8 protein-coding genes and 2 tRNA genes (1 of these 10 only partly in view) are annotated in these 11,867 nt (G+C 33.7%); 3 read left to right on the top strand and 7 right to left on the bottom strand.

Annotated elements, in window-relative coordinates:
• Positions 1–30: 30 nt before the first annotated feature.
• The 3 genes from KMW28_RS20450 to KMW28_RS20440 all read right to left on the bottom strand — a co-directional run bounded on the left by KMW28_RS20450 (position 31) and on the right by KMW28_RS20440 (position 3,236).
• A tRNA-Arg gene (locus KMW28_RS20450) sits at positions 31–104 on the bottom strand.
• 23 nt (positions 105–127) lie between these two features.
• Positions 128–201, bottom strand: a tRNA-Arg gene (locus tag KMW28_RS20445).
• Between the two features lie 209 nt (positions 202–410).
• Complete coding sequence (locus KMW28_RS20440) at positions 411–3,236, bottom strand: serine hydrolase (protein WP_169665654.1); 2,826 nt, start codon at positions 3,234–3,236, stop codon at positions 411–413.
• A 264-nt stretch (positions 3,237–3,500) separates the two neighbouring features.
• Between KMW28_RS20440 and ahcY the strand changes: the two genes are divergently transcribed.
• Positions 3,501–4,811, top strand: a complete 1,311-nt coding sequence (ahcY, locus tag KMW28_RS20435) for an adenosylhomocysteinase (protein ID WP_066211343.1) — start codon at positions 3,501–3,503, stop codon at positions 4,809–4,811.
• Positions 4,812–5,245: 434 nt separating this feature from the next.
• Here the strand turns inward: ahcY and KMW28_RS20430 are convergent, their stop codons facing one another.
• The gene (locus KMW28_RS20430; protein WP_244994473.1) at positions 5,246–5,437 is read right to left on the bottom strand and encodes a hypothetical protein; all 192 of its coding nucleotides are present in this window, start codon (positions 5,435–5,437) and stop codon (positions 5,246–5,248) included.
• Positions 5,438–5,766: 329 nt separating this feature from the next.
• Here KMW28_RS20430 and KMW28_RS20425 point away from each other — a divergent pair, with 329 nt between their 5' ends.
• Entirely contained in the window at positions 5,767–6,876 is a 1,110-nt protein-coding gene (locus KMW28_RS20425; RefSeq protein WP_169665650.1) for a glycoside hydrolase family 73 protein, read from the top strand.
• A 219-nt stretch (positions 6,877–7,095) separates the two neighbouring features.
• Here KMW28_RS20425 and KMW28_RS20420 read toward each other — a convergent pair whose 3' ends face one another.
• From KMW28_RS20420 to KMW28_RS20410, 3 genes are read right to left on the bottom strand one after another with little or no spacing between them, the layout of a single operon-like run.
• Positions 7,096–7,653 carry a cob(I)yrinic acid a,c-diamide adenosyltransferase gene (locus KMW28_RS20420; protein WP_066211348.1) on the bottom strand — a complete coding sequence of 186 codons (558 nt, stop codon included), beginning with the start codon at positions 7,651–7,653 and terminating at the stop codon, positions 7,096–7,098.
• Between the two features lie 2 nt (positions 7,654–7,655).
• Positions 7,656–8,366 carry an ABC transporter ATP-binding protein gene (locus tag KMW28_RS20415; protein ID WP_066211350.1) on the bottom strand — a complete coding sequence of 237 codons (711 nt, stop codon included), beginning with the start codon at positions 8,364–8,366 and terminating at the stop codon, positions 7,656–7,658.
• An 11-nt stretch (positions 8,367–8,377) separates the two neighbouring features.
• The gene (locus KMW28_RS20410) at positions 8,378–11,320 is read right to left on the bottom strand and encodes a tetratricopeptide repeat protein (protein ID WP_169665648.1); all 2,943 of its coding nucleotides are present in this window, start codon (positions 11,318–11,320) and stop codon (positions 8,378–8,380) included.
• A 239-nt stretch (positions 11,321–11,559) separates the two neighbouring features.
• On the opposite strand from KMW28_RS20410, the gene KMW28_RS20405 reads away from it, so the two are divergent.
• On the top strand, positions 11,560–11,867 hold the start of the coding sequence (locus KMW28_RS20405) for a DUF4301 family protein (protein WP_169665874.1). 1,252 nt of this gene lie beyond the right edge of the window; only the first 308 of its 1,560 coding nucleotides appear in the window; its start codon is at positions 11,560–11,562; its stop codon lies beyond the right edge, outside the window.

The raw sequence follows: 11,867 nt of genomic DNA, 5'->3' as shown, positions 1-11,867 counted from the left end.
AGTATTCTGACCTTAAATTCCCAATTTTAGTGATCCCGCCAGGATTCAAACCTGGAACCTTCACAGCCGTAATGTGATGCTCTATTCAGTTGAGCTACGGAACCATTTGCTTTTCGGAAAAAGTTTGTGACCCCGCCAGGATTCAAACCTGGAACCTTCACAGCCGTAATGTGATGCTCTATTCAGTTGAGCTACGGAGCCATTTATAGGTGCTTTTTCCTTTAAAGCGATGCAAAAGTATGAGGAATATTGTTACCAACCAAATTTAAGTCACGATAAATTAACAACAAATGTCAATATATTATTTCAAGGACATTATTTGATGTGGTTAATTGATTGATCTATCGTAGGTTATGTTTTTTTGAGATAAAAGAGAAAAACTGTAAGACGAAAACTACAGCTACTTTTATCTAGATGGAATTGTTGTCAATCATCGATTCGTAAATCGCCCCTTGGATATTCTCTCTAATGTTTTCCTTCGCTAATTTATTGTTTCTAGCTGTAGGATATACCCTGTTGGACAAGAAGATATAAACTATATTATTATCAGGATCTACCCATGCACAAGTTCCAGTAAAGCCAGTATGACCAAAAGTAGATTTTGGTGCTAAAGCCGATGTATTTCCTTCATCTCCTCTTAATGGCGGTTTGTCCCAACCAAGTCCTCTCCTATTTTTGAATCGTTTATATGGCTGACGGTTATATTTTTTCAATGTAGCTTCATCAAAGTATTGGTGTCCACTATAATAACCTTTCTGAAGGTTCATTTGCATCAAAATAGCTAAATCATGCGCATTGGAGAATACTCCTGCATGTCCAGCAACCCCACCCATCAAAGCAGCAGATGGGTCATGAACCAAACCTTTCATCAAAGACTGTCGGTAATTGATATCCATTTCAGTTGGTGGTATACGCTTAATATCTATACCATGATTTTGAGGTAAGTACCCTAAACTTCGTGTTCCTAGTGGTTTATAAATGTTGCTTTCTACAAATTGATCCAAACGCTTATTTGTGATCTTCTCAATAGTTCTTTGAAGAAAATAATACCCTAAATCGCTATACCAATAACGATATACTTCTTTGGTGTACCTTCTTCTAGTGGATAATGGAGCATCGAGTAACCAATGCCACATACAATCTTTAATACTATCCGTAGCATATAAATTGGGAGTGATTTCTACTCCAAAGTTCTTCTTTTTATATGAACTGATATAAGTCAGATCGTATTTTTTAGTTTCTTTATCATATACATGACCCCAGAAATAATAGCCTCCTCTTAGCGGAGCAGTGTGTGTCATGAATTGAATCAATCTGATATTTCCTTTATTGGTTGTATCCGTTTCAGGTAAGTAATATTTTAAATGCTGATTGACATTGACAGAGTCTTGATAATCCAACATCATCATTGCTTGAGTAGTTGAGGCTACTTTTGTAATAGAGGCGATATCATATACCGTTTCATTGGTTACAGGAACTTCTTTTTGATAAGTGAAATATCCATAAGCCTTTTCAAAGATGATCTTACCATCTTTAGCAATCACTACCTGACATCCTGGAGTGGCTTCCATTTCTATTGCACCTATAGCAATACTATCGACAAGCGTAGTTAATTTTTCGGCATCAATACCTACAAATGCCGGAGAACCATAGCCTAAACGACCCAAACTTTTTACCTTTTCACCTTGATATAATTTATAATTTGAGACTGCAATAGGAAGTTTTCCATTGGCATCTATTGCTCCTGCAATTAATTGTACTGATGCTTCTTGAGCTTCTTTAGCAGTCGAATAGTTGATTATCGTATTTCTGCTATCAGATAAATATTTTAGTCCTGCAGGGTCACCATGTAGGGCGACAATCACATTCTTTTTTTCTTGTAGGTGTTCTATCAGCTGTTCCGTAGCATAACTAACTCCAAATCGATGCTTAGAAGATTTCTGATGACAAACTATATTGACTATCACCAAATCTTGATCTTTACAAGTTTCAAGAAGCAAGTTGACTTGAGCTGTTGAAAAACTTGAGCTTTCAATACTGTGATAATCAAAATCGACAAACTTCTTTAGCATATTGGAGAAGTAGTCAGGACTACCATTCAATCCAATACTTATCAAGTGATATTTTTGATCATTTAATGAAGAAAGAGGAATAATGCTATCGGTATTGTTTAAAAGTGTCACCGATTTCTCAAAAGATTCTTCAGCGATCGCATGATAATTAATATTGGTTTCCTCTGATGTTTTAATCAAACTCTCTTTTTTGAAACGTAATACCTTTTCTACCTTTTTGTCGATCAGATCTTCTGATAAAATACCCTTGTTTACAGCATTAGTGATACCTTTTATCACTTCTTGGAACATTCCAGAAAGAGCAATCATATCATGACCATTCTTCAAAGCGTAAATAGCATTATCAACAGTTACTTTTGCGTTATTCCCTTTTGACAAGTTTCCACTTACAATCATTCCATTAAAGCCTAAAGAATCGGTAAGGAAAGTAGTTACCGATGAAGGAAATATAGGCGCTTCGAAAGCGACTTTAGACGGGTAGATAAATTGAATAGAATCTCTCACCAATCCTTTAAGAGTGTTGATCTCTCTAAATTTATAATCACCTAATTCCTTTAGATAGTGAAATGAAGTACCAGGCTTTATCCCAAGCTGATTTAATCCTTTTAAAGCTGCATGGTTTTTTGAAATAATATTGATCTCCTCTTCACCAAAACCATACGAATGATCCTTTTCTGGATTGATAGATAAACTTTCTGCTATATAAAAATCCAATTGATGTTGACGGCAAGCATCTGCTATTCCCTTATAGGTATTGTAGGTAAAAGCATTACTTTTTATTGCTCCAAGATTAAAGTTATCCGGTAAAAATTGATAATGCTCGTCGAAGCACTGAATACCTTCTTGGTTATATGCACCTAGTAAGACGGGTAATTTATTTGGCAGTTTGTTTAAATTTTTGAAATAGGTTTGAAGAGAAGGTTTGCAATATTTATCAAATAGTAAGGCACCTAGCTGATTGTCCTTTCCTAAATCTTTTAACTGACTCTCATTATTTAAAGAAATCCCATAGATAAGCTGCCCAATTTTCTGATCAAGCGATAAGTCTTTTGCTAAGCTATCAATATTACTAGCTTTTAAATCGTTGCCAAAAATTAAGGTCAGTACACTTGTTATGATTGCAAGCAGTTGTGGAATTCGTTTATTTCTGTTTGATAGCGACATTCATTAACCAATCATTGTGGTTTTTTGCTTTGAATACTAAAGAATCTACAGTTTACGAAAATAATACTATTATATGAATAACTTAGATAGATCTTTAAAACTTTAAGACAATATTAAGATGTTTCAAATATTTTGCCGTATTTCAAAACAATTTTATGTCGCAATATTGTTATAGATGTGCAAGTTTGTGAATAACATACACAATTTGAAGATTTTATTCGTAAATTTGCAGACTCAAAATTATATTTTAAAAGAATTTTTATCGTGGAAAGTACAACAGCGAATTACAAAGTTAAAGATATCTCTTTAGCTGATTGGGGTAGAAAAGAAATCGAACTTGCTGAAGCAGAAATGCCAGGTTTGATGTCTTTGAGAAAAGAATTTGGTCCTTCGCAACCATTAAAAGGTGCTAGAATCGCAGGATGTCTTCACATGACTATCCAAACTGCCGTTCTTATCGAAACATTAGTGGAATTAGGTGCTGAAGTTACATGGTCATCTTGTAACATCTTCTCTACTCAAGATCAAGCTGCTGCTGCGATTGCTGCTGCAGGTATTCCGGTTTATGCTTGGAAAGGTCTTACTGAAGAGGAATTCGATTGGTGTATCGAACAAACGTTACACGGTTTCGAAGGTGGTAAGCCATTAAACATGATCCTTGACGATGGTGGTGACTTAACTAACATGGTTTTGGATAGATACCCTGAATTAGTAAAAGACATCAAAGGTATTTCTGAAGAAACTACAACAGGTGTTCTTAGACTTCACGATAGAGAGAAGAACGGTACTTTAACATTACCTGCAATCAACATTAACGACTCAGTTACTAAGTCAAAATTCGATAACAAATACGGTTGTAAAGAATCTTTAGTAGACGGTATCCGTCGTGCTACAGACGTTATGATCGCTGGTAAAGTAGCAGTAGTTGCTGGTTACGGTGATGTAGGTAAAGGTTCTGCTGCTTCTTTAAGAGGTGCTGGAGCAAGAGTTATCGTTACTGAAATCGATCCAATTTGTGCTTTACAAGCTGCAATGGACGGTTTTGAAGTGAAGAAAATGGACGACGCTATCCTAGAAGGCGATATCGTAGTTACTACAACTGGTAACAAAGACATCGTTGTGGGTCGTCACTTCGAAAAAGTAAAAGACAAAGCAATCGTTTGTAACATCGGTCACTTCGACAACGAAATCGATATGGCTTGGTTAAACGAAAAATATGGTCACACTAAAGTGAACATCAAACCTCAAGTTGACAAGTATACTGTTGCATCTGGAAACGATGTAATTATCTTGGCAGAAGGTCGTTTGGTCAACTTAGGTTGTGCTACAGGTCACCCTTCATTCGTAATGTCTAACTCATTCACTAACCAAACATTGGCGCAGTTAGAGTTATGGCAAAACAACGGTCAGTATGAAAACAAAGTTTACATGCTTCCTAAACACCTTGATGAGAAAGTAGCTCGTCTTCACCTTGCTAAAATCGGTGTAGAGTTAGAAGAGTTAACTGAAGATCAAGCATCATACATCGGTGTACCAGTAGAAGGTCCATACAAAGTAGATCACTACAGATACTAGGAATAGGGTTTTTAATCGACCTTATTATTTCATATATCCCCTGTTGCTTAATGCGGCAGGGGATTTTTTATGAGTGAAAAGTTAAGGGAAATGAAAAATTAAAAATGAAAAGTGAAAAACGTAGTTACTGATTCTAACGCTCGTTTAATAATCTTCTAGTTATCAACTATTACCTCTAAATCCCTTAGTTATTTTTTATTAGTTATTACCTTCTAAAGATAGTAAGTAGGGCAAAATTTTCATCTTACCTCAAAGACCAAGTGCACCAAAAATTTCTCCCTTCCCTCTTACTTTTTACCTCTTACCTAAATAATTATCCTAAGAATAAGATTCCAAGACCTTCGATACTTTATCCAAATAATCTATTTCCTTCACTTAGTTCCTTAGTTCTTAAGTTTCTTAGTTTAAACGAGCGAATTCCTATCTCCTAATTTCTAATCCTCTTCCTCAATTTCTTCAATATAAAAATCCTTCCCTTTCCCATATTCATACAGCTCACTCATCTTACATTTTTCAAGAGTGTCTAATAATTTGATCAAAAAATCATCATCCGAGATCATTTCTAATGTTTCAAAAATAAACACGTCGTTGTAATTTGTGAGTTTGTATTTGCGTCCTACACGCATTGTATTGATGCTAATTGACATTATTTTGCTATTTATTATAATTAATTGATAAATATATTGGCAATGTTTAAAAATTAAACTAATTTTGAAATGTGATCATATGAATCACACTTAGAAACTTTTTAGAAGCGTTTTAGTTTTGAAAATTTTCATTGAAGTAGACGAGGATATAGTACTTCAATTACCAACATTACTCTGACCAAAACTAGCTTCGAAATTTATCGAGTTATCTCAAAAAAAATATTGAGATGACGATTGTTGAATTCGTAATACTTGATTTCGTTGAAATGTATTTTTCGAACTCAGGTCAAAAGTAAAATTTAAATGTCATGTTTTTATTGAAAACGACCTCTGAATTATCAGTACAGTCAAAAAATGGTTTAGCTTTTGGATTAAAATACCCAAACAATTTCTATTTCCGCTTTAACGGAAACATTTACACTGTAATTGTCAACCCAAAATTTGTACTATCACTCATTGTTTTATTTGCTGGAATTTTTCTAGTACAATTATTAAGACAACCTGTAGACAAAGTAATTTATGTGCAAGCACCAGTAGCGGTAAATTATGGTGCCCAGCAACAACCTACTATCGATCAGTTTATAGAAGATTTTGATTTAGAGACTTTACCCTCTACTCCATCAGATGTTCAAGAAACGAGTGTTGTACCTGTTCAGTTTGTGAATAATAATTACGCGGATTATAAAACGGCGAAACTAGATAAGGCCAATACGACTATTGATAAATTTATCATCGAAAGGCAATTAATTGTCACCGACTTTTTGATAGAACATAAAGTATCAAGAGTTGATCAATTGAGTAATCAAAAACTACTAGTGTTAAATAAAGAGATCAACGACAAGTTTAGAAAGTTAGTTTTAGATCAAATGTCAGTACCTCCACATGTATATGCATTTTTTACATCAACCGTTCCATTACAAAAAGTAGAGACAGCACTCATGGAACAAGCAAAATATCATGTACCTGCATCCATTACTTTAGCACAAGCAGCGTTGGAGACGGGGTACGGAAAAAGAGTGGTAGGAAATAATTATTTCGGAGTAAAGGACAAGTCCAAAAAAACAAAGCCTATTACTACCACAGAATATTACACTTTGGAGGAGTACAAAATGAATAAAAACATTGTGGTCTCTTCATCAAAAATTAAGAAAGGAGGAAGAGTATTATATAAATGTACCGTAAAAGATTCCTTTGCCCAGTATCAAACACCATGGGAGTCGTTTAGAGCACATTCCGTTTTCTTAAACAAGCAAAAAAGATACGCACCACTATTTACTCAAGGTCGTGATTATAAAGCTTGGGCAAATATGATTGGATCTACAAAATATGGAGGAGTTGGCTATGCGACATCACCTTTATATGGTGAACTTCTGAAAAAAATCATCCAAAGATATCACCTTTACCTATTAGACTATTAATGATGAGTTAGTGATAACTTATCACTTTATCGACATCAGTTGATACTGTAGCTGTTTGATTCAAAAAAAGCATGACCAAGGCTTCTGCCTCAATCATGCTTTTTGATTTATATTATAAGGTATCAATTAAACTTTAGTTTAATTAAAATTTCAGTTATTCCTTATTAGTTATTACCTAAAAAACGAGCGTTAGCTTTGCTACCTGCTACCTGCTACCTATTAATCCTTATTCCTCGGCACCCAATAGTTCTCTTCCACCCCAAGTTCCTTCGCCATAGCTCTAGAAAGAACAAAAAGGTAATCAGATAATCTGTTTAGGTATCGAATGACAATAGAGTCGATGCTTCCTTCTTCGTTTACAAGGCTTATCGCTAAACGTTCAGCTCTTCGGCATACTGTTCTAGCTAAATGAGCGTATGATACAGCAGTATGACCACCAGGAAGGATAAAATATTTTAAAGGAGCTAATTTCGAATCCATTTGATCAATAGCTTGTTCAAGTAATTCGATATCCTGCTCATGAAGGTCAGGTTTCTTTAAAGAAGGTTTATCAGGGTCTGCAGCCATTTCGGCACCAATGGTAAATAAACGATCTTGAATTTCTTTTAAAATATTCAATCGTTTATTATTTACTGACTGATCTCTAACAAGCCCCACATAAGAGTTTAATTCATCAATAGTACCATAAGCTTCTATTCTGATGTGATCTTTCTGAACTCTTTTACCTCCGAATAAAGAGGTCTCTCCTTTATCGCCAGTTTTAGTATATACTTTCATTTTTAAATTTCCACTTTAGTGATATGTTGGTTTTGCTCGTCTCTTTCGATCAAACCATCTCTAAGTCTAACTATACGATGTGCATAATTAGCAATGTCTTCTTCGTGAGTTACCATAATAATAGTATTCCCCTTTTGGTGTAGATCATCAAAAATTCCCATAATCTCGTAAGAGGTTTTTGTGTCTAAGGCACCTGTAGGTTCATCGGCCAAAATGATACTTGGGTTATTTACCAATGCTCTTGCAATCGCTACACGTTGTCTTTGACCACCAGAAAGCTCATTTGGTTTATGGCTTATTCGGTCACCTAAACCTACCGCATCCAAAGATTTTTGTGCTCGCTCTAAACGTTCTTCTTTACTCACTCCAGCATATACCAAAGGTAAAGCAACATTATCAAGTATGGTAGATCGAGGTAAAAGGTTGAATGATTGGAATACAAAACCAATTTCTTTGTTTCTAACCATGGCCAATTCATTTTCTGTCATGTCACTTACGTCTTGTCCATTTAGCCAATATTCACCGTTACTTGGTGTATCTAGGCAGCCGACAATGTTCATTAATGTTGACTTTCCCGAACCTGAAGGGCCCATAAATGCAACATATTCTCCCCTATCAATAGTGATATCGATGGTTTGTAAAGCTTTAATTATTTCGGTACCCATTTTATAGATTCGAGAGATACCTTTCGTTTGTATGACACGGTTAGACATAAAATGTTAGTTTAATTCCAAGTATTTATACTTTTATGGTAATCATTTACTAGGGTTGAATATAACTCATTTATTCTTTTCGTCGCAGCATCATCTAAATAATATTCAGAATCTACCATGATATCATGAGCATAATCTTTTAAACCTTGAGGAATGGCTACGTAAAAGTAATTGCGAACATTCAATTCAGAGTAAGGGTTAACGGTAATTGCATCCTTCACCCACTCAAAAGATTTATCGTCTTCACCCTTTTGAATATAGCTGTTGACAATATATTTCTGATAGGCAGGGTTTAAAAATAAAGCTTCTGTTTCGAATAAAGTTGTATCCTTTTTTATCAAATGATTTGCAAAATCTACAGCTATTGATGTGTTGTTTTCTATTACTGTAAATTCATCTATTGGTAAATCCATTTGATATTTAGCAAATATCATTTCAACTTTTAAATCATCTGATACATCAAATTGTTTTTTGAATTGATGAATTAAAGAAGTGATATCTGCTTGTTTTGTTTTCACTTTATAATTTAAAATCATCGTCAAAAGGTCTTCTTGATTACTTTTCAGTGATAACCCTTTAAGTGATTTTAGTACCTCATCATTGGACATTTTCTGATAATTGAATAAAAGCTGGTAGAAATAATCTTTTTCACTATCCGATTTCAATTGTTTACTTGATGTATAATGATGAATTAAAGTTTTGTCCTCAGTATCGATAATTTTAAATCTCTCGCATAAATCAAATAGCTGAACTGCTTCTTGATGATTTCCTAAAATACTATTTGTAAGTGCTAAAGGATAAATCGCCGACTTTTGTCCTAACTTCCATGCAGCTGCTAATTTATGTTCGGCTAAAATATACTGATCATTATTAAGAGCCTCAAGACCGATAATAAAGTTGTAATAGGCGTTATTTATTCCGTAAAATTTATCCAAATCTTTAAATGCTTTTAAGAATTCTTTTTGGTTATCATTGGCTTTTTGAGTCCAGCCGTATGCAAATAGAAGCTGTTGTTTGTAATCGCTGTTTTGAACGCTCATGTATTTGGCAATGTAATCACCTAATACCTCGGGTTGTTCTTTTAGTGAATTGTTTAATGCATAGTTATAAATATAACTAACTTCATCGCCATTTAAGGTGCTATCATTTACTAATGATTTAGCGAAATTCTGAGCAGAAGCAATACCATCGGTATTTAATAATGCCAGTTGATTTACACTCTCAATTAATGAAGTAGAATTATCAATCTCTGATAAATATTTAGAATGCTCATTCACTTCCTTTTTCGCTAGTGCTGATATAGCGATATAATTCCCCTTTAAAACTTTATTGTAATCTTTGTTTAAAGAAATCCCTGCTTCCAAATAGAATAATGCACTATCCAGCTCATTGATATTCATGAAAGCTAAAGCAAGGTTATTATGTAAAATTTCCGATTTGGGATATTCTTTCAATCCTTCTTTGAGGATGAATAATGACTCTAAATAGTTTTTCTTATCTATCTCTAGTGAAGCTGATTTAGAAAATGCTTGCTCTATACCTCCTCCTTTATATGCATATTTATAGGCAACTCCAGCAACGGTTTTGTTTTTATTTTTCTCAGCAATTTGCCCTAACATATAATTCGAATGGTAGTTGTTATAATGGTACACACTAGCTGTATTGTATCTGTTCTCTGCTAAGAAATATTGTCCATCTATATACTCTGCATCTCCTAAATTATTAAAGTAAGAAGCTTTTGCTAGATTAAATGGAGCAAAATGCTGTATATATAATAGACCAATAACAATCAGAAGGCCAACACCCCAAGTGGAAAGGAAATCTATATTCTTAGGTTTAAAAGCAACTTTATATACTTGAAGGTTTTTCTTTAGTACATCATAGAAATTATACAAAATGTAGATTAAAAAGATACAACCAAAACCAAGCATAGTTGCTACAGTAGTTTGCTCCGCAGCTTTTACAAATGATGAATCAAAAATAGCTTTGTGGAAAGATAAAGAAGATAGAGCGATTAAAGCACCACTTACATAAACCCAATACAATATATTTTTATCTCTCAAAATGGATGAGAATAATTCCTCCTGTTGCTTTATCACCCACAAGCCAACAAAAGAAGCAATTATTAAAAGTAAGAATGGAGGGATATAATAAATATCTAAATCTTGCTGATAAAAAAGGACGAAATAACAATACACTAAATTCAATAAGTAAACGATATAGAAAAATAAAAAGTGTTTGATACTGTCCCCGCTTCCACCAACATTTTTAAATGTAGATAAGTAAAGTATGCCAAATGGAATGGCCATACTGGCAAATAATATAAAAGCTAAAGTCAATAATGATAAACTAGGGAAGCAATAGGCTATGCTTTCTATATACCAATTTACGTTAGGTGTTACTAATTGGATAAAAAGTATAATTCCTGATATTAATATCAAAAAGCTAGCACATCGAACAAGAAACTTAATATGTTGATTTCTATGGAAATAATAACTTAATCCTGTGAATGCAATTAAAACTAATGCTGTAAATGCTTTATCATGTATTTGATGTAAAATCTCAAGGTTTTCAAGATGAAATGTACCAATCAATAATGCGAACACTCCAAAAAATAAAGCATGCCACAACTTCGTTAAACCAGATATACTTGATAAATAAATTGAGAAACTGATCATCAATACAATTCCATAGAAAGCAAAATGTTCAGTAGAAAAAGAAATGGGTAGAGCATTGAATTGCTCTATTAATAAAAATGAGTCTCCTTGAATATTAAAGTATGTGCCGAACTTTTCGAAATCGAATAATGGTGTTTTAATATTTTCGATAACATTATTGTTCGTCCATCCAAGACGATCAGAAGTAGGTATAAAATAAAGTAAAACTAGAAGTATCGTATTGGCTATTAGAATCCCTAAGCTAATGTTTTGTAGTACTTTGTTCTTTTCTTTCATATGGTTCGATCGGTAATTTGCAATTTAGTCTTACAATAATACAATTATTTTAATATGTTATCTTAAACTCCCGAAAAATACGTTAATCCACGCAATCGGTTTCGCTTAATTGTACTTTTTTTATTTACTTTGTGTATATGGTATTATGCTAGTATTTCCAAAACTAATCTACATATTATTCGCTGGTTCAATAAATTATTACTAACATTAAAATAATTATAACCTTGGAGACACAAGAGATGACATCAACAACAAAATTTCTGCCGAAAGACCATGAGTTAATGGAGCAGAAAGGAATTTCTCTGGAAACAGTTGAAAAACAATTAAACTACTTTAAAAAAGGGTTTGAATACGCAAACATTATCAGACCTGCTACACTTGGTGACGGCGTTATAAAGTTAACAAATGAGGAAATAAATGTATTTGTAGATAAATACGAGGAATCGATTAAAGGACAAACCTTATTAAAGTTTGTTCCTGCGTCCGGAGCGGCTACTCGTATGTTTAAAGCACTACTAGAATTTAAAAATGATTTAGAAGCAAAGGA

The sequence above is a fragment of the Flammeovirga yaeyamensis genome, from assembly GCF_018736045.1.
In the GTDB taxonomy this organism is placed as follows: Bacteria; Bacteroidota; Bacteroidia; order Cytophagales; family Flammeovirgaceae; genus Flammeovirga; species Flammeovirga yaeyamensis.
The sequence above is the reverse complement of the archived record's forward strand: the minus strand, read 5'-3'. Positions and strand labels throughout refer to the sequence as shown.

Coding starts and splice junctions, on each gene's coding strand:
- KMW28_RS20440 (WP_169665654.1), bottom strand. CDS start 3,236: ATGTCGCTATCAAACAGAAATAAACGAATTCCACAACTGCTTGCAATC.
- KMW28_RS20430 (WP_244994473.1), bottom strand. CDS start 5,437: ATGCGTGTAGGACGCAAATACAAACTCACAAATTACAACGACGTGTTT.
- KMW28_RS20425 (WP_169665650.1), top strand. CDS start 5,767: ATGTTTTTATTGAAAACGACCTCTGAATTATCAGTACAGTCAAAAAAT.
- KMW28_RS20420 (WP_066211348.1), bottom strand. CDS start 7,653: ATGAAAGTATATACTAAAACTGGCGATAAAGGAGAGACCTCTTTATTC.
- KMW28_RS20415 (WP_066211350.1), bottom strand. CDS start 8,366: ATGTCTAACCGTGTCATACAAACGAAAGGTATCTCTCGAATCTATAAA.
- KMW28_RS20410 (WP_169665648.1), bottom strand. CDS start 11,320: ATGAAAGAAAAGAACAAAGTACTACAAAACATTAGCTTAGGGATTCTA.